Genomic DNA, 18,852 nt, shown 5'->3' with positions numbered 1-18,852 from the left:
AAAAGGCACGTGTCTCCGTTTATCAAGAGAAAACATGTGTCTTTTACTATAGCCCGACAAATAGAAATTAAGCCATAAGGTTGTGAAGAGATGAATGTCATTACTTTTTTTTACAAGCAAGAAACTATTCTATTTGCAATAGAAGAGCTTAGAAGACTGTTAAGAAAGGCTGGTATGGAAAGCTCCGTTCAATATACTGGGAATTGGGAAGAGGATCCGTTACTAGACGATAAGCAAATTTTTTTAGTTACTAGAAAACAATATGAAGGTTTATCTATTAGGATCAAACAAAGCTTGAATTTAAAGTCAGATGGCTATGCCATAGTAAAACAAGGTACCAACATATGGATTATTGGTGAGGAACCACGTTCAGTGTTATATGGAGTTTATAAGTATTGTGAAATGTATCTAGGGTATAGCTGGACTAATTTGGACGAAGAACATTTAGACGATGAGCAGCTTCAACAACAAGAAGAATTTATTACTTTTGATCCTCTCTTTCAAAGAAGAGGAAATATTATTGAAACGATTGATGATCCAATGTTTATTAACTCATTAATTGATTGGGGAGTAAAAAATGGTCATAATGAATATTTTTTTACTTTCTTTTTATGGGAAAAAGTAAAAGTTTATGTCGCTCCTACGTTACAAAAAAGAGGTGTGAAGGTAACGTTAGGCGGTCATTCACTGCAATTTTTATTAAACGAGATAGAAATAGAAAGTGGTAGACAAGAAAACCTCTCTTTCTTCACAAAAGACCAAGCAATACAGGAGCTAGTCATTGATAAGATTGTAGACATTTGTAAAGAGAATGAAGTCATCTCTAGAATATCCTTGTGGCCAGAGGATGTGGGGTTGGAAGAAAAGAATGGGTTGGACTTTATATCGAGCTATATTTTATTTACTGAAAATTTAAATAAATCATTAAAGAGTAGTGGCCAGTCAGTAGAGGTAGAGCATATAGTCTACAATGCTGGACTTTCGTGGAATATGCTAGAACGTGGAAATGACACTAATGTCTCGTCTGAAGTTGATATTCTATTTGCGTACTGGGGTAGAAATTACGCCGATAGTATAAAATCCCAAGAGATTAATCAGCAAAGAGCAAGCCACGCATTAAAGGATTGGAACGCACAAGTCATACAGAACGGTAGAAATCTAACCGTTTTAGAATATTATAGTGACCATTTCATGCTAAGCGAGTTATTCCCACCCCTAGCAAGAAGAATTGATGAAGACCTAAAGGATTATCAGCAGCAAAACGTAACAGGAATGTTAAATCTGATTGTACCACCACATTTGAAAGAACATTCCTCGGAAATGGACAAAAGAAATCCATGGAAGTGGGTCCAACATTTCAATAATTATATATATACGAAGCTTACTTGGGGCGAGGAATTAGAACGAGCGTTAGACTTATATTTCCAAAGCTATCAGGATCCGAAGAAGTTCAAGCGGACGTTTCTATTGTTAGAAGAAATCATTGCACCTCACACTCAATGGAACATTCCGTTATTCCCGGCTAGAGTAGTAGACCCCGAGAAGGTTACAAATATCGTAGAGGTTCAGGAGATTTTAAACTATTTACAAAAGATAGGTCAGTTTTTTGACGAGTGGGATTTTACTGAGGTAGAGACACTACTATCTATTTATTCAAAGGATAATAACCAATCATATAATTCTGAGGAAATGTCCAAATTCTACTTCTATTATGTAAAAACTATTGCAGAGAAAACTCTACAGGAATGGCTCGATAAATAAAAGATGGAGGTAAGATAATGGATTTTAAATCACTATACTATTACAAGCCAACATTGCCGAAATTAGACTTTAAAATAATAGAAAAGGATTTAATTGTATACGGTGGAACTCCAGCAGGTTTAACTGCCGCTGTCCAGGCACGACGAAATGGATTGACTGTTGCAGTGGTAGAATTCAGTCGAAATATCGGTGGGATGACTGCTAGTGGGTTAGGTGCTACAGATCTTGGCGCAGAGAGTGCAATAGGTGGGATCGCTAAAGAGTTTTATGATGAGATAGCTAGATACTATAACAAAGAAAAGCAATGGAGATTCGAACCTAAGGCTGCTCAATCTATATTTGCCTCATGGATGGATAAGTACGATATTCCCGTGTTTCTTAATGAGCATTTACAAAAAGTCATTAAAGAGGATGAAAAAATAATTGACATAGTAATGGAGAGTAATAATCGTTTTAAAGGAAAAATCTTTATGGATTGTAGCTATGAAGGCGATTTACTAGCTCAATCTGGTGTGTCCTTTTTTGTAGGGAGAGAATCTAATGCCACCTATAAAGAAATCTACAATGGCGTACAGTTTGGAGCACCACACCATAAATTTGAGAAGTGGATTGATCCATATGTGATAGAGGGTCAGAAGGAAAGTGGAATATTACCAGGTATAAGCGAGGACAGTAAAGAGTCTCTAGGATACCAGGGACAGGGGGATCATCGGATTCAAGCTTACAACTTTCGAATTTGTTTAACGAATAACCCTAAAAATCGTATTCCTTTTCCAAAACCCCCTAAATATGAGCCTCAACGTTATGAGCTATTATTACGTTATATTAAGTCTGGCGTATGGGACGCTATGAAACTTCATACTCCACTTCCAAATGATAAGTCAGATTTGAATAACCATGGGGCAATCTCGACTGACAATATAGGAAACAATTATGAATGGCCGGAGGGTAGCTACGAAAAACGGGAGGAAATTTTTCAAAATCACGTAAACTATGATCTTGGAATGCTCTATTTTCTATCTAATGATGAAAGAGTTCCACATTCAATTCGTGAGGAGGTAGCATCTTGGGGGCTTCCAAAGGATGAATTTAAAGAAACGGGACATTGGCCACATCAGCTATATATTAGAGAAGCAAGGAGAATGATCTCAGATTATGTTATGACAGACCATAACTGTCTTGGACAATCCCTTGTTAAAGACCCTGTTGGATTAGCATCCTTCCATATGGATTCACATAACTGTAGACGTGTAGTGATTGATGGTAGGTGTGTCAATGAGGGGGATGTGCAGGTCCCAATTTCTCCTTTTGAGATTTCCTATCGATCAATACGCCCTAAGTCAGAAGAGTGTGTTAATCTGCTCGTTCCAGTTTGCCTATCAAGCTCACATATCGCATATGGCTCAATCCGCATGGAGCCCGTTTTCATGATCCTTGGACAATCCGCAAGTGTTGCAGCAAATTTAGCTATCAAAAATAATACATCCGTCCAAGATATAGATTATCAGGAACTAAAACAAGAGCTGAAGAAAGTAAACCAGGTTGTTGAGTGGAGTAGCGACATGGAAGATGACCCTATTAAACGTATGCAAGAGACATTCGGACAGTAGTAGAAAGGGTGACGTGAAATGAAAGTAATACCTTGGGAAGCTAGTAGGCTAGAGGAAATGGTAAAGCTCTGGAACAAAGAGTTAGGAGAAGATATCCAATGCGTCAGAAGCTTTTTAACCAAAACAGTTTGGAAGACAAGAATGTTCTAGAAGATGGTTGCGCCATGGCGGTAGATGAACAAAACAACTTAATAGGATTTATTATAGCTAAAAAGTGGCAAGAGCAAGTAGATATAAAAATGGATTCAAAAAGGGGATGGATTCAAGTCCTCTTGGTTGATAAAAATTATCGAAATAAAGGAGTAGGAACAAAGTTACTTGGTAAGGCGGAAGAAACACTAATTGATAATGGCATAGAAGAAATTCAACTGGGCGGAGATCCTTTTCATTATTTCTCTGGAGTCCCTCTTCAATATGAAGAGACGCAACAATGGGCGGAAAAGAAGGGCTATTTGAAAAGAATCGACACATATGACCTGATTAATCACCTTAGTAAGAACTATTCCATGCCAGAAGACAATACAGTTTCCTATTCAATTCTACAAGCGGAGGAAAAGGAAGAGTTTCTAACCTTTTTAAACAAGTCTTTTCCTGGTAGATGGGAATATGAGGCGATAAAATATTTTGAATCGAAGGGGAGTGGCAGAGAGTTTGTAGTTCTCAAAAAGAATGGAGGTATCATTGGTTTTTGTCGAATCAATGATGATGCATCACCAACTATTGCTCAGAATGTTTACTGGAGCCCCTCCTTTACAACTAAGGTCGGAGGAATAGGACCACTTGGAGTAGATTCTAGTGAACAAAAGCAAGGATATGGATTAGGAATTGTACAGGCTGCGATAGTGATTTTACAGGAAAGAAAAATCGAAACTATTATTATTGATTGGACGATACTAGTAGATTTCTATAAAAAACTAGACTTCGATATTTGGAAGACTTACGGAATTTATTTGAAGGATTTAACTAGCGAGAAATGAAATATGCTCGAAGTTTCATTTGTTATCCATTCCATGTTCCCGAATCTAACTACTGATCATAAGCAGGATTAATTTATTCGTGATAGTATGCGCAAGAATCCTAGAATACTAGTGTTAAAAACTATAAATATGGGAGGAAGAATAAATGAAAAAGCTCTTGAAAATTATGATAACTACAGTGATTTGCACCAGTGTAGCACTAGGGAACTTTGCACCTCTATCCATATCTCATGCGGAGGAAGTGCCAATTGAGGTGCGAAACGCCGGATTTGAAGAGGCAAATAATGACCCGTCTACTATACCGGGCTGGTCAATGGAAAATAACAGTAGTACTCCAGCAACTATTATCAACACCATTTCTCACACAGGGCTTCACAGCCTACATTTTAAAGACGAATCAGACAAAGCAGGTAGTAGGATATTTAGTGACAGAGTATCAGTCATTCCAGGTAAATCCTATACTGCAAAGGTCATGACAAATGTGGTAAAGCAAACTCATAATATTGTGTATGAGGTGCACTATTACGACAAAGATAATAGAAAGCTCACAAACAATGTCAAAACAGAGTTATTCGGAAACTTACCTAAAAACAAGTGGGCAGAACTAAAAGTCTTCACTGAGGTTCCTATGAATGCAGCATATGCAAGATTAGCTTTCTACTCAGGAGGAATTAGCTTAACAGAAGCTTACTTTGACGACGTATCTTGGGAGCAAGCAGCGGAAGATATTCCTTTAGAAAGAGAATATGCTTCTCCAGTCGATTTAGGTGAAATGGTTAACGTGCAGCTAGGACAAGCAGCAGTCATTCAAAAAAACAGTCTCGGAGAAAATGAGGTATATTATCATTCTAACGGCCTTCCGGGCATCTTTTCTGTTTTAAATGCGGAGACAGGAGAGCTTAAATTTTCTAAAGTAATAGAAGGAACAGAAGCCTTATGGGCAATCACTGTCGGTTCCGATCAAAATGTGTATTTTGCAGGGACCGGGGATGGTAAGCTTTATCGATATTTACCCGAAGAGAAGAAAGTAGAAGAATTAGGGGTCAATCCATCTGATGACTGGGTATGGGATTTAGAAGGGACAACGGACGGGAAGATTTATGGATCTACTTATCCCCATGCAGGTGTATTTGAATACGACATAGAAAGCGGTGTTTTCCGTAACTTTGGTAGTGCGAAGGAAGGACAGCAATATGCCAGAGGTATTGGAGTAGATGACGAATCCATTTATGTTGGAGTAGGTACTAAAAAGCATTTGATAAAAATTGATAGATCAACAGGGGAAAAAGAAGAAATTATAATTGATGGTCACTCAGGTCTGGATGGAATGATAGAAAACATTTTTATCGTAAATGATAAGCTTTTTGTTTCTGCTGGATCGGTAACTATGCTAGTTCTAGATATAGAGAAGCACGAAGTGATTAATCAGTTTAGTTACAGCAATATGATTTCAGAACCTTCTCCACACGATAATAATTTAATTTACTTTAAGTTTGAAAAGAAATTGTATCAGTACGATTCTAGTAAAAATGAAACAAAAGAAATTGAAGGTATTCCTTTATTGCCTGACACAGTCCGAGTAAAAGATATGGCATGGATAACTTTAAGCAATGGAGAGACGGTTCTTGCAATGATTACGCAGTATGGCGAATATATATTATATGAGCCGGTCAATAATGAGATAACGTTTATTGACATGAATATTGCCTCTCAATCCGTAGAGATTCAGGCGCTAGAAGCTGGACAAGACGGCAAATTATATATGGGTGGCTACCAACGTGGACTAAGTATATACAACCCATTTACCAATGAAAGAGAAGTGAATATACCTTCCTTTGCCCAACCAGAAGGTATCGGCTTTCTAAACAACAAAGTATATTATGGAACTTATGTTGGGGCTATGATGTATAGCTATGATCCAAGCAAGGATATAGATTTAAATAGTAATCCTAAACTTGAATATGATATAACGGACCATCAAGATAGACCATTTACGATGACATCCGGAGATAATAAGCTATTTGTCGGTACGGTACCAGATTACGGTGTATTAGGTGGAGTTTTAGCCATATTTGATGAAAATACTGGTAAATGGTCACAATATAGAAATGTAGTAGAAGATCAAAGTATTATTGGATTAGCCTATAAGGACGGGAAACTATATGGTAGCACGTCCATTTGGGGTGGGCTAGGCTTGGACCCAAAAGCAAAAGAGGCTAAGATATTTGTTTGGGATGTAGCTACTTCACAAAAAATAGCAGAATTTACACCTACTATTCCTGGAATAGACGAAACTCCGAGAATGATTGGAGAAATCTCTATTGGGCCAGATGGTAACCTATGGGGCATAGTAGATGGGACGATATTTGCGATAGATCCAGAAACGCTGGAAGTTGTTAAGAGCAAAACCATTCATCCAAGCTTATATAATAGCAGTAAATGGCTACCTTACCGACTAGAATGGGCACCAGATGGAATGCTCTATACTACACTTTCCCGAAAGTTAGTTGCTATTGATCCAGAAACTCTGTCACGTAAAGTTATCGTAGATCGCTTTATAAATAATATGGCGGTAGGGATGAACGGAAGCATTTATTACGCACTAGGCAACAAGCTGCAAATGATTGCAGTACCCGAAACAGATGCAACGCTAAAATCTATTCTAATTGGTGGAAAAGCTATTTCTGATTTCTCGCCAGGAAAGAGCCGATATAGCTTACCGGAACTAGAAAGATCAAGCTTACAAGCTATAGCAAATCAAACAGAAGCTAAGGTAAATATAATTGATGAGGGAAAAGTTTCTACTATTACAGTCATTGCTACAGATGGTAAGTCAAAGAAAGTATATAGTATTCATTGGGAGCAGCAAGCAGAGAATCCGGAATATGCAATGGACGTGAGTGTAAAATTCCAGGATGAGAAAGGAAAGGAAATACACAAGCTAACAAAGGGAAAAAAGATTACTGCTGCCGTAGAGGTTGTTAACACTAGAAATAAAAATCAAGATATATTAGTGCTAATGGAATTAATAGATGAAAACGGAAAAGTAGTTGATCAAGACCAAAGCTCAAGAACAATCCCAAAAGGTAAAACGATGAAAATGTCCACAAAGCTTAAGTTGCCTAAAAACATTAAAGGCTATCAAGTAAAAGTAACTGCGTGGGAAGGGAAGAAGATAAAGGAGAATATGGTGCCGTTATCGGAAGAGTTTATCATTAAGGAATAAAGCCTCAAGGACATACACTAGGGGGAGAAAATAAAAAGTATAAGAAAATGCTGGAGCATAACTAGTCAATTAATGAAAAAACTTGAAATCGGTAACTTGATTTCACGTTTTTACTTCTTATTAAAGCTAGCTGATTTCTTGTAAGAAATCTCTCCATTCTAATTGTTTGAAAGAGGAGGCGGCGACTCTTGGGGGAGCAGCGCGAGCGTAAAAGCCTAAGCAGGAGCAAAGCGACGAGGAGATAGATGCCGTGCTCCCGGAAAGCGTCCGATGTAACGGAAAACAACTATAGGTAATTTGAATAGAAGCCCCGAAAACTTTTCCGGGTCGTAAAGTTTTCGAGGCTCTTTATTTTGAGGAGAGTTTTTTATAGATAATTGTTGTATAAGGGCAAGGGTCTACCTATTATAAAAGCCCACACCCCTTTAATGGGCTGTGGGCCAATTTTATTTTATCGAATACGACTTTCCGTTTCCTTGTCAAAGAAGTGTGCTTTTGACATATCAAATGTAAGTTGGATGTGTTGCCCAGTTTCTAAAAGTGAATCTGCATTGATACGAGCAACGTACTGCTGTTCTCCTAGAGTAGAATAAACCATGAACTCTGCTCCAGTTAACTCGCATACATCTACATGTGCATTTACAACAGATTCTGGTGTGCGAGTAAGATCCTCTGGATCAGCAGAAATATGTTCAGGGCGGATACCGAATATAACGTCCTTCCCATTGTAGCCTTGCCCATTTAACAGGGAAGCCTTTTCCGGAGATAATTTAATCTTATGCTCACCAGCAATAAAATAACCATCTTTTACGTGCCCTTGGAAGAAGTTCATAGCAGGTGACCCGATGAAGCCTCCAACAAATACATTTTCAGGATTTTCATAAACGTCTTTTGGCGTTCCAACCTGTTGAATGAGACCATCCTTCATAACAACTAAACGAGAAGCCATCGTCATTGCTTCCGTTTGGTCATGTGTAACGTAGACAGTAGTTGTTTTAAGACGGTGATGTAGCTTAATAATTTCAGCACGCATTTGGACACGTAATTTAGCATCTAGATTAGATAAAGGCTCATCCATCAGGAAGAGCTTTGCGTCACGAACAATTGCACGACCTAGTGCAACACGCTGGCGCTGTCCGCCTGACAGTGCTTTTGGCTTTCTGTTTAAAAGAGGCTCAAGTCCCAAAATATCTGCTGCATTTTTCACTCGCTTGTCGATATCTGCTTTTGGAAATTTTCTTAGCTTTAATCCGAAAGCCATATTATCATAGACAGACATATGTGGATAAAGAGCGTAGTTTTGGAAAACCATTGCGATGTCGCGGTCTTTAGGTGCAACATTATTCATTAGCTTACCCTCAATACGAAGCTCACCTTTAGAGATTTCTTCGAGTCCAGCAATCATACGAAGAGTTGTAGATTTACCACAGCCTGATGGACCAACAAGAACGATAAATTCCTTGTCCTGAACATGTAAATTAAAGTCTGAAACTGCAGTTGAAGTGTCATCGTAAATTTTAAAGATATTTTCAAGAACCATTTTTTCCATTAGTAATCCCCCTAAAATTGTTTTTACCTTTCTTTAAGATTACCAATAGGAAATAATGGTTGATATGGATGATATGCACAAGATTTAATGAAATATATTGTGCATGTTGTTATTCATAGTTTACGAGCAAGCTTGCGCAATATACAATAAGTGCCCCGTCAAAGTCACGGACTGATATACCTGTGATTTCTTGAAATTTAGATAGTCTATAATGAAGGGTGTTTCGGTGAATATGTAATTTTTTTGAAGTAATAGAGGCGTTAAAGCCATTTTCAAAAAAAGCTTGTACGGTTTGCAGTAACTCCGTATCGAATTCAATAGGGATGAGCACCTCTTGGTGAATGATTTGTCTTAAGCTATCGGACATTTCTTTTATTAAGATAGTCGGGAATATATTTTCAAGCGTATAAATTCTTCCTGGATAGTAATTTACGATACCGTTAGAGAACCATTCTCTTTCCAAAGTGTAACGTGAAGGGGTTTGTTCGTTTACAGTATTAAACTTTCCGACAAAGAGGTCTGCTTTTATGAAGAAATCACTTTCTAGAGCAAAGATAAAGGATGCAAGATCCTCTGTAGATTGAACATAAGTAGACTTTTGCTCAATAAGCAAGGCATTATCGTTGGAGATGAAAACCAGCTGTACAGCATCTTCAAAAAACAATTGGACTGCCTTAGTTAAATCTTCATTTAGAAAGTCACTATTCTTTACGACAAGTTGTATAATACGAATTTCAGTACCAGCTTCAATAGGGAGTTCACCAGATCCATGAAGGAAACGAATCCATTTTTCGGAAAGTGAATAATTAGTAGGAAACGTTAAATCGACTACTGTGTAGAAAGAAGAAAGTAGTGCATAATCCCGAGAAGATACTTCATCCTTATTGATTTGTATCCACTGATTATTAGGGGCATCATGAAAAGTAAGGAAATTGTTATCTTTATTATTAGGGTATTCCGAAAATAATTGATAGGAAGGGAAAATTACTGATAAATCTTTACGCATGTTTTAAACTCCTTTCTTTTGAATACCTCTATTGTCCACATCATAGAAGAGGAATAAAGTATTAACTGGTTTAAACTAAAGTCTTCAATTTTAGAATTTTCATCTTAATCTCATTTTATCAAACTAAGGAATAATAAGAAAATTACAAATACCTATATATATCCCTACAAATAAGAAAAGAAAATCACATAATATTATTCGATCCATATTAGGTAATCCAAAAATAAAAAGGGCTTTAAACAAAAATCTCCCAAGTTTCAAATGAACTCGAGAGATTTCTTATATTATTCAGATGACTGGAGCGCTTATTTTGTGTTGATTCTAGACCAATCTTTCATGGTGCGATGCTATTTATTACATAGGTTAGTTGAGACCAAACTCTGTAATTAAAGAGGCTAATCCGCCGTGAAAACCGCTCCCAATTGCATTAAACTTCCATTCATTACCGTGTCTGTATATCTCCCCAACCACGAGAGCAGTTTCAATTGAAAAGTCTTCTCCCAAATCATATCGAACTATTTCTTCGTGTGTCTCGTCGTTTACAATTCGAATAAAGGCATTTGAAACCTGGCCAAAGTTCTGACTTCTCGTGTCTGCGTCATGGATGGTAACAGTGAAGACTACCCTATGCACAGCGCTTGGCACTTGTCGTAGGTTAACTAACAATTGTTCGTCGTCGCCATCACCATCACCTGTTCGATTATCCCCAGTATGAACAACGGAGCCGTCCTCGCTTTGAAGATTATTATAGAAGATGAAACTTTTGTCGCTAAGTGCTTTCCCATTTTGATCAACTAAGAAAGCAGAGGCATCTAAGTCAAAATCATGACCACCACTATAGCGATTAGTATCCCAACCCAATCCAACCATGATTTTTGTTAATCCAGGATTCGTTTTTGTAAGATCAATCTTTTGTCCTTTAGATAGGTTAATAACTGACATTCAAATTCCTCCTTAAAATTAGATAGTATTAGACAATTAGTTATTTCCTCTGACCGTCTTCATATTTCTTTTGTAGTTCCTCTAGTCGAAGACGACCTTGTTCCCTCATTTTGCGATTTTCTTCCTCAATTGCTTTTGTTTCGTTCATCCCTCGCATAATCGTATCCCACGTTTGCTCAATAGTTTCAATTTTAATGCTAGATTGACCAGACAGCTTAGCAATTTCTACACTCTGCTTAGAAATATCATTCGCATTTCTTAGCAGCATTTCGTTTGTGCGACGATCTAATTCACTCATGGATTGGGCGACCAGATTTTGTCTCTTTGCGGAAATAGCATTTATCAACCCGGTTTTAAATATAGGAATCGTTGTGACAAAGGCAGAGTTAATCTTTCCTATAAGCTTAGTGTTGCCACGTTGTAGCATTCTAATTTGAGGGGCAGACTGATATGCAACCTGTTTGGCCATTTCTAAGTCATAAATTCTTTGATCCAGCAATTCAATAGCATTTTGCAGGGAGTTCAATTCCATTAAAACAAGCTGATCTCCTTTTTCCGCCTTTTCCTGCAGGGTAGGGAGTTGCTGACGTAATTGGTTAACCTTTAATTCCCCTGCAACAATATATTTCTCTAGCTCCATAAAATAGTTGAAGTTTTTATCATAGAGGTCTTCTAACGTTTGGGTAGACGTTTTCATCTCTTTTTCATATTTCGTAATTTCAATGTAGACTTTGTCTATTTCTTTCCCCATTGTTTGATATTTGTTGAAGAGCTTTTCGATTAGCTTTTCACCCTTTTTGAATACTTTGGTTAAGAGTGATGGCTTTTCTACAAAGTCTTTTTTATCGAACTTATCCATAATTTTACCTAGCTGTTTTAAAAGCTCGCTGGATTCTTCCATACTACTAGATTTTATTGTATTTAAAATACGGCCCGTAAAAGCAGATATTTCATTGGCAGGTTCGCGACCAAACTCTAATAACTCCACCTGGTTTTTAGGGTCAATTTTCGCCACCAATTGTAAAACCTGAGGGTCTCTCTTCAATTGTGTTTTAAGTTCATTGCTTTCCTCTAAAAGTTGTTCTTTCTGTTCCAATTCTAATTTTTGCAGTTCCAAAATACTTCAGCCCCTATATCATCTAAATTTTTTGAAAATTTTACTTACAACATTTTGTTCCTTATAAGGTTCATTGAAGGATCTATCGTCCATCCAGTGCAAATCAAACATTCCTTCCTGGACCCACTTTTCGATATCCAAATGTCCTTGAGGATTTACTAAGATAATATCTAAACCAAGATAATGCATCATACATAAAGCGTTTGCATCTGCTCTACTCAACTCCGGTCCTTTTTCTTCGTTATATAAGAAGATAGTAGGGACGAATTGAGGATAATCGAATGTCTGAAACAAACGAATTACAAAATTAGGTAAATACATGGATTGAGAAAATGCATATAGTTGCAGTTCCTCAAATGATTCATTACCTTGGGGGATAAGAATTGGATCACGAACATGCTTAGCTATGGCTTCACCGATGGCTGTTTGTGTACCAGTTGGCAATTTACCATAAGACCACCAGTTAGAAGTTTTCATAATCTCTGGATTTAATGTTCCATCTGAACTTAAAGCATTTCGGTAATGGAACAAGGGATTTGTTTTCTGTTCCTTAGTGAATGGAAATTGACGAATTACATGGGTATCTTCCCGAGAGGTTAAGGAATGAACGTTGTTCCAAAAACGCTTTCGATTGCGGTCAATTCCCATGTATTTTGCAAAGACGACAGGAATAGTTACTAGCTGATTACTTACCTGAAAGTGAGGTCTAATCATGGCGCGCTCTTTGGCTATTAAAAATGCCTCATCCTCGGTAGTTTTTAGCCTTACGGAATTTATTGAATGTGATTTAAACTGAAAGGGCTTATATAGGCCGGAGTCATCGTGATGTAAGAGTTCATTTATCTCTTGAGTAGCTTTAAAGGCAACTGTACCAGCAATTTTAGGCATTTCACTTGGAAATTCACTTGGCGTATTTGCGATTTTTGGGAATTTAAAGGAATGCTCCTCATCTATTCCAAACATTTGCTTAGGCCAGGATTCATCACAGGGATTGAATATTACTATATGAAATCCATAAGCTGCTAAATATTTCAGAAACCATCTCTCGCTAGGGGTGGCATCACCGTACCAAAGGAAACCGGGTAGACCGGTTTTAAAATCTAGTTTTTCTAGAACAGGTTCGACATGATTGAATATCCATTTAATCATGTCAATCGTTATCCGTCGGTATTCATGATGCTGGGTCCCTTCGACGTAGTTGGATTGGAGCTGTTTTAATAAATCTATTAAGACAATTCTTATACGTCTATTTAAATCATTATCATTGAGCCTTGGTAGCAAGAAATGACCTTCCAAAAATGCAACCATTCGATTAGGGGAAAGTCCTTTTTCTTGTCGATGGATTTCAAAAAGCTGATTAATAGCACGTAGTTTATCAGACGAAATTTCTTTATTAAGAGAATTAGTAAGATTAATCAGCTTACCATCAGAATCATTGATCTGTGTATGCAGAATAGTAAAATATTCATCTTCATCTAAAGAGACACCAATAAATTGGCATAATAACTGGGGATACATCAGGCTATCTTGATCGATTGTAACTATACTTGGATCCTCTAAAGAGTTCTTTAGCCATTTCCCAATGTTAGATGAATCCCACGACTGCATCCTTATTGGATTTAACTTCACCATGGGTTTTACCTCCTATTCATACATATTATAACAAATTTCAGATACTTTTTTAATTATTTCTTCACCTGCCAATACACCAGTGTGATCGGTTATTTGAACGTGGGAGGGAAGGGTCCTATTATTTAAAATAACCTCCCCATGCTGTGGGATAAAGCCATAATCAGCACCCAAAACCATATCTAAATCTAACAAGGAATCGCCTGCTGCAATTACAATTTCTGCCTCTAAACGATCTGTCACAAACTCCAGTGCAAGCGATTTATTAATACAATTAGGCATTACGTATAATTTTCTCCCTTGTTTAGACAAGGTGAATCCTTGTTTGAAAAATAGTTGGGAAAGGTCTTCAAAATCCTCAACAGTAAACCTGTCTTCATCGATAATCATATATACAAACCAGTTCTCTGCCTGTAAGGAGTTCAAGATGGAACCTCTTTGGATATAAGGTTCTATTTGTGAAAGAACGTGAGGAATTGATGTACAGTCTGCCTCAAGCTCCTCCTTTACTTTATCCGACCACTCAGGGATCGGCCTTCCGTTCTCTAATATTACGGCTCCATTGGAGACAATAGAATATGTCGGTTTTTCCTGTGGATTATATAATCCAAATAAACGTTCATATTGTTTATTGGTTCGAGTAGTAACCGGTAAAAATTCAATCGAGGAGGAAAGTTCCTTGAAAATTTCCAGCCCCTCTTTGGTCATAAATGCAGCGGGATTATTCTCGCGCCATTCGACTATAGCTAAATCATGTTCACTTACTTCGTGTCCTCTAGATTTTTTACTATATATAAGTGTACGGTCTAAATCGCTTGCAAATAGAATAGTCATATTAGTTCCTCCGATTCTATAAGACCGATAGCACGATAATAAAGGTCAGGAATTATTTCGATAGGTATATTTTTTTCTTGGCATAAGCTTAAAATATGCTTAACAGCTTCATCACTTTCATCTCTTAATAGAATTTTGTATGGCTTTCTCCTTAATAACGTTCTGGTAGTTTCTCCAACGCTAGGCTTCACTTTGGTTAGGTCAGAGTTTTTGTAATATTTATGTGCTATTTCCTGAGCTACCTGCATGCCTAACCATGTTCTTTCATTCTTAATAGGGAATTCTTTTGACCGCGCTAAGATAGCTTTCTCTTGAGCCAAAAAGTGTGCAGAGATTTGATTTACGAAAGCATTTGATACATCTTCCTCCTCAAGATCAGCATAATACTTGGCCCCATGGTAATCTTCTGGCGACTGAAAAGAGTTATTTAAAATAGTTCTACTGATTAAACCAGATACTGTGGAATTTAAAAAAGCATTCGGTATAAGAATATCCTCTCTTGTACTATATAGAGTTGCACATCCCCCTGGATCGGAAAGGACTGCAAGGTCATCATTTAGATGTAGACCCTGCTGATTCAATTTTTGAATAGACTTGGTCAATTCTTTTTGAATAGCACCTTTTCCAGTCCAACCATCTACAAATTGTAAGTGATAATTAGGATATAACTCACGAATTGTTTTAATAGCATTTTCGTCAATCCCTTTTCCTCTTAAAATGGACACACTAAAATGTGGCCAGTCTAAGTCTAAAAATGACCGGGCATATCTTCTCATTAAAATCCCTACTGGGCTTCCGGCACGCGCCAAAGAAACAATGACGACGTGATCCGTTTTGGCATATTTATGGACGCGTCTGGTGACAATGCCTACTAATTGAGCTATATAGCTGGAAAGTTGTAGCATAGCCTGATTGTATAAATGAAGATACTCTTCGGATGGGCGATATTCTATAGGTAAAGACTCAGAATAATGATGTCCTAAAGAAAATGCCTTTTCTCGAGTGTCTACATTGGATTCAATCTGAATTTTGGACATATCCTTTAAGAGAAAGGTTATATCTTCAGGCGAGTAGCTTGTTTTTACTAAATCGGCAGTTTTAAGCATCATTTATTCCACCTCTTTTAGTTGGAGCTGTAAGGGATAACCATGTAACGGGACCCTTGCTTTGTAAGTAGTTCAGTAACGGAGACCAGGTATCCTTGTTTTTAACAGACTCGGCCACCACTAAGATTTGTTCAAATTCATGCTCTGTAAGGTTATATAAGTATTGTTCAATATTGTTAGAGTCAGGCAATATAAATTTACACTTATTTTTAATAGGATAGTTTTCTTTATTTTTTGCAAAAATCGGGCTACGAGTCGTTGTTTGTATCTTAGTGTATTTACCTAATGCGAGAGCAATACGACATGGAATATAAATATTTTCTCCTAAACCTATAACAAGCGTTCGCTTATTCCTATCAAGTTTCAGCGTATCAAGCAATTTATGTATCCAATCATCCATCGCTGCATGGTTTTCACTCGTAAGACCAAATCTACCAGTAAAATTGCTATAAATAGCATGCTCGCTAAAATAAGGAGCGGTATACTGAGAGGAAAAGTCATCTTCTAAAGGTAAATCGAAGTCTTCTCTACTTTGTAGGTAAGGTATGATATCCTCATGGATTATCTCTGTATTATGCAATGTGAATTGACCGGAGAGAATTGAAATTATTTCCGCATGAATCCCGTGCTTATTCATTAGGCTGTGAAAATTGTTTTTATTCTCAAGACTTCTCCAATCCAGAATAGATAAAATTTTAAATTGTTTTTTTGGGAACTTTTTATTTAAGGATATTATTAAGTTGGAAAGTGTGAGGCCAGAGGTTATCTCGTCATCAATCAGCACAATCGTCTCTGCTTCTTTTAACGAATTCTCAGAAGCGTATACTCGGTGAGAGGTAGCATGTGAGTGCTCTTCTTCAAAAACAAAAGAAGGGGTGAGATTGACGATATCTTCTCGCGTAGTATGAATATACTGCGCCTCCTCAAAATGATTAAAAACAGCATGACCTAATCCGGTAGCAGTTTCTGCGAAACCTATAAAGACCGTATTTGTCGGTAATCTAACTTTATATTTTAAAGAGCTTAGGCTAAGTTCACGGTCAGGCTTCCCTGAATCAATCATATGAATAATATCCATTAACTGAGGATGAGAAGATAAACCTTCGTTCTCCATTAACATAGAAGCAAGAACTGTTCCCGTACCTAGTGAAAGGGAAGGGTCTACTGCCAAGTGCTTCCCGAGAAGGCGACTAATAAATAGAAATTGCCTCTTTTTATTTATTCTTACTCCCATTTCAAAAAGTTGCTCAGGTGAAAGGTTATACGGATTATTTTGAATCTCAATGGTTAGCTTTAAATTTCCATGTAAATTATAAGTTCTTGATGTAGCCGATAAAGTCGTGTGTGGTAACATTTTCATTTAGCACCCCATATATCTCTGCTTGCGCTAGTATTTTTATAGCCCAACTATAATGAGGCTTTACCTCATTCATTTTATTTTTAGTAGGGCTTCTTAAAACTCCATTAGTTACATATCGATTTCCTGCAATCATGCTAGCATCGTCAAAAGTTTCTTTAGAAACAGGATACACAGCGTTAACGATGTCTATTTGGTTTGGATGAATGCATGTTTTACCATAGAAACCATTCAAAAGGTCCAATTGCACCTCTTCAAATAAAATCTTCTCGCTTTTAGTATCAAAGTATTCAAATACTGGACCAGAAATTATAAAGTTATTATCATATCTGTTGAAAGTATTTAGAATTTCTGTCAAACAATCTACGATCAACTGTAGTTGGTAAACAGTTCGATTGTAAGGGCGTCTAAGGCTAAAGAGGCTAGAAAAATCTGTTGCTCCAACTCTAATCGTTAAGATTAGACGTTCATAATGCAGGAATATTGCATATAGCTTTTGGAGCTCCTCTTGTCGAGATTCTTTATAAATAATTTCTTTTGTTTCAATAATAGGTAGACCGTATAGCGAAAAGGATTTTTCTTTATTTAAAGATTCCAGGCATGAAAAGAAATCTGAAGCATTATTAGAATTACATTTAGGAAAGACAATACCAGTAATGAGTCCAAGACTGTTTCCTAACTCTCGAGAAAGCCTAAGTAACTGTTCTGTATTCCGAATTCTTAAAAATAGTAGGGGTAGGTTATTCTGTAAGCTTGAATGTTCCTCGATTGCTTCTGCCAACGTGCGTAACTGTTCCACTACATTATTTTCTGCTTCTATTAAATCGTTGTCTGAAATAGAATCCTCTAAACAAATAATTCCGCTAGTGAGATTTTCAAAAGAGTTCTCAACGAACTTTAAGGAGAAATTACTCATAAGGCCAGGGATATATAAAGTAGCTCCTAGTGCAATCCCCAATTTTAGCTTATCCGTCGTTTTCGAAAATTCGTTAGGGGGTATATGAAAAAAATTATTAATCTCATTTTCACTCAAACCCTTAAAATGTCTCATGGTAATCACTCCTTAAATGAAGAAGGGGCTATAGGTCACCCAAATTCTATGAAATTTACTTTTTGTAAAAAAAAAGCAAGGAAAAAGACCCTTGCTTTAGAAAAGATTTAACTAGTTTAAGCCAAAGTCAGAAACTAAAGCTCCTAACCCTCCTTGATAGCCGCTTCCAATTGCATTAAATTTCCATTCGTTATTGTGGCGATATAATTCACCTACAACGACAGCTGTTTCAATAGAGAAATCTTCTCCCAGGTCGTAACGGATAAGTTCTTCCTGAGTGTCCGCATTGACAATTCGTACATATGAATTATTTACTTGACCAAAATTTTGTCCTCTAGAGTCTGCATCATGAATAGTAATGCTAAATGCAATTTTTTCAATTGAGCTTGAGACCTTTGTCAGTTCAATGTTAACTTGCTCGTCATCGCCGTCGCCTTCACCAGTTCGATTATCTCCAGTATGAACTACTGCCCCATTACTACCTGAAGTATTATTATAAAAAATAAAATCAGCTTCAGAGTTGCATTTTCCACTACCGTTTAATAGGAAGACGGATGAGTCTAAGTCGAAATCGTTGCGACCGTCATATTTGTTAGTATCCCATCCTAGTCCAACAATAATATTTGTTAAGCCTGGATTAGTTTTGGTTAAGTCTACCTTTTGTCCTTTTGATAAATTAATAGCCAT

At 37.1% G+C, this 18,852-nt stretch carries 14 protein-coding genes; 4 read left to right on the top strand and 10 right to left on the bottom strand.

Going from position 1 to position 18,852, the window contains the following annotated elements; all coding sequences use genetic code 11:
* Positions 1-90: 90 nt before the first annotated feature.
* The 4 genes from D0S48_RS10455 to D0S48_RS10440 all read left to right on the top strand — a co-directional run bounded on the left by D0S48_RS10455 (position 91) and on the right by D0S48_RS10440 (position 7,574).
* On the top strand, positions 91-1,761 hold the full coding sequence (locus D0S48_RS10455) for an alpha-glucuronidase family glycosyl hydrolase (protein ID WP_151111554.1): 1,671 nt from the start codon (positions 91-93) through the stop codon (positions 1,759-1,761).
* A 17-nt stretch (positions 1,762-1,778) separates the two neighbouring features.
* Positions 1,779-3,371 carry an FAD-dependent oxidoreductase gene (locus tag D0S48_RS10450; RefSeq protein ID WP_151111552.1) on the top strand — a complete coding sequence of 531 codons (1,593 nt, stop codon included), beginning with the start codon at positions 1,779-1,781 and terminating at the stop codon, positions 3,369-3,371.
* 98 nt (positions 3,372-3,469) lie between these two features.
* Complete coding sequence (locus D0S48_RS10445; RefSeq protein WP_225321602.1) at positions 3,470-4,348, top strand: GNAT family N-acetyltransferase; 879 nt, start codon at positions 3,470-3,472, stop codon at positions 4,346-4,348.
* Between the two features lie 145 nt (positions 4,349-4,493).
* A complete protein-coding gene (locus tag D0S48_RS10440) occupies positions 4,494-7,574 on the top strand; it encodes an NHL repeat-containing protein (protein WP_151111550.1) in 3,081 nt (1,026 codons plus the stop codon).
* A gap of 451 nt (positions 7,575-8,025) precedes the next feature.
* Here the strand turns inward: D0S48_RS10440 and D0S48_RS10435 are convergent, their stop codons facing one another.
* The 10 genes from D0S48_RS10435 to D0S48_RS10390 form a co-directional block, all read right to left on the bottom strand.
* Positions 8,026-9,123 carry an ABC transporter ATP-binding protein gene (locus D0S48_RS10435; protein ID WP_144538485.1) on the bottom strand — a complete coding sequence of 366 codons (1,098 nt, stop codon included), beginning with the start codon at positions 9,121-9,123 and terminating at the stop codon, positions 8,026-8,028.
* Positions 9,124-9,232: 109 nt separating this feature from the next.
* Positions 9,233-10,129 (bottom strand): PucR family transcriptional regulator, encoded by an 897-nt coding sequence (locus D0S48_RS10430; RefSeq protein WP_151111548.1) that lies wholly within the window; start codon positions 10,127-10,129, stop codon positions 9,233-9,235.
* A 363-nt stretch (positions 10,130-10,492) separates the two neighbouring features.
* Positions 10,493-11,071 (bottom strand): TerD family protein, encoded by a 579-nt coding sequence (locus D0S48_RS10425; protein ID WP_144538487.1) that lies wholly within the window; start codon positions 11,069-11,071, stop codon positions 10,493-10,495.
* Between the two features lie 40 nt (positions 11,072-11,111).
* The gene (locus tag D0S48_RS10420) at positions 11,112-12,188 is read right to left on the bottom strand and encodes a toxic anion resistance protein (RefSeq protein WP_186318158.1); all 1,077 of its coding nucleotides are present in this window, start codon (positions 12,186-12,188) and stop codon (positions 11,112-11,114) included.
* 18 nt (positions 12,189-12,206) lie between these two features.
* Positions 12,207-13,820, bottom strand: a complete 1,614-nt coding sequence (locus tag D0S48_RS10415) for a YceG family protein (protein ID WP_151111546.1) — start codon at positions 13,818-13,820, stop codon at positions 12,207-12,209.
* Between the two features lie 12 nt (positions 13,821-13,832).
* Complete coding sequence (locus D0S48_RS10410; protein WP_151111544.1) at positions 13,833-14,651, bottom strand: HAD family hydrolase; 819 nt, start codon at positions 14,649-14,651, stop codon at positions 13,833-13,835.
* Positions 14,648-15,760: a cysteine protease StiP family protein gene (locus tag D0S48_RS10405; protein WP_225321601.1), complete on the bottom strand. Its 1,113-nt coding sequence runs from the start codon at positions 15,758-15,760 to the stop codon at positions 14,648-14,650. The genes D0S48_RS10410 and D0S48_RS10405 overlap by 4 nt, the downstream gene beginning before the upstream one ends.
* A complete protein-coding gene (locus D0S48_RS10400) occupies positions 15,750-17,117 on the bottom strand; it encodes a phosphoribosyltransferase family protein (protein ID WP_225321600.1) in 1,368 nt (455 codons plus the stop codon). Before D0S48_RS10400 ends, D0S48_RS10405 begins: the two co-directional genes overlap by 11 nt.
* Complete coding sequence (locus D0S48_RS10395; protein ID WP_144538491.1) at positions 17,068-18,165, bottom strand: HpcH/HpaI aldolase/citrate lyase family protein; 1,098 nt, start codon at positions 18,163-18,165, stop codon at positions 17,068-17,070. The genes D0S48_RS10400 and D0S48_RS10395 overlap by 50 nt, the downstream gene beginning before the upstream one ends.
* A gap of 111 nt (positions 18,166-18,276) precedes the next feature.
* Positions 18,277-18,852, bottom strand: a complete 576-nt coding sequence (locus D0S48_RS10390) for a TerD family protein (protein WP_151111541.1) — start codon at positions 18,850-18,852, stop codon at positions 18,277-18,279.

Origin of the sequence: Psychrobacillus sp. AK 1817 (assembly GCF_008807035.1) — a bacterium.
GTDB lineage: Bacteria > Bacillota > Bacilli > Bacillales_A > Planococcaceae > Psychrobacillus > Psychrobacillus faecigallinarum.
The sequence above is the reverse complement of the archived record's forward strand: the minus strand, read 5'-3'. Positions and strand labels throughout refer to the sequence as shown.

Bases quoted from the DNA above. Each gene is read 5' to 3' on its own strand.
- D0S48_RS10395 (WP_144538491.1), bottom strand. From the start codon at position 18,165: ATGAGACATTTTAAGGGTTTGAGTGAAAATGAGATTAATAATTTTTTT.
- D0S48_RS10435 (WP_144538485.1), bottom strand. From the start codon at position 9,123: ATGGAAAAAATGGTTCTTGAAAATATCTTTAAAATTTACGATGACACT.
- D0S48_RS10425 (WP_144538487.1), bottom strand. From the start codon at position 11,071: ATGTCAGTTATTAACCTATCTAAAGGACAAAAGATTGATCTTACAAAA.
- D0S48_RS10450 (WP_151111552.1), top strand. From the start codon at position 1,779: ATGGATTTTAAATCACTATACTATTACAAGCCAACATTGCCGAAATTA.
- D0S48_RS10455 (WP_151111554.1), top strand. From the start codon at position 91: ATGAATGTCATTACTTTTTTTTACAAGCAAGAAACTATTCTATTTGCA.
- D0S48_RS10390 (WP_151111541.1), bottom strand. From the start codon at position 18,852: ATGGCTATTAATTTATCAAAAGGACAAAAGGTAGACTTAACCAAAACT.
- D0S48_RS10400 (WP_225321600.1), bottom strand. From the start codon at position 17,117: ATGAAAATGTTACCACACACGACTTTATCGGCTACATCAAGAACTTAT.
- D0S48_RS10430 (WP_151111548.1), bottom strand. From the start codon at position 10,129: ATGCGTAAAGATTTATCAGTAATTTTCCCTTCCTATCAATTATTTTCG.
- D0S48_RS10405 (WP_225321601.1), bottom strand. From the start codon at position 15,760: ATGATGCTTAAAACTGCCGATTTAGTAAAAACAAGCTACTCGCCTGAA.
- D0S48_RS10410 (WP_151111544.1), bottom strand. From the start codon at position 14,651: ATGACTATTCTATTTGCAAGCGATTTAGACCGTACACTTATATATAGT.
- D0S48_RS10440 (WP_151111550.1), top strand. From the start codon at position 4,494: ATGAAAAAGCTCTTGAAAATTATGATAACTACAGTGATTTGCACCAGT.
- D0S48_RS10415 (WP_151111546.1), bottom strand. From the start codon at position 13,820: ATGGTGAAGTTAAATCCAATAAGGATGCAGTCGTGGGATTCATCTAAC.
- D0S48_RS10445 (WP_225321602.1), top strand. From the start codon at position 3,470: ATGCGTCAGAAGCTTTTTAACCAAAACAGTTTGGAAGACAAGAATGTT.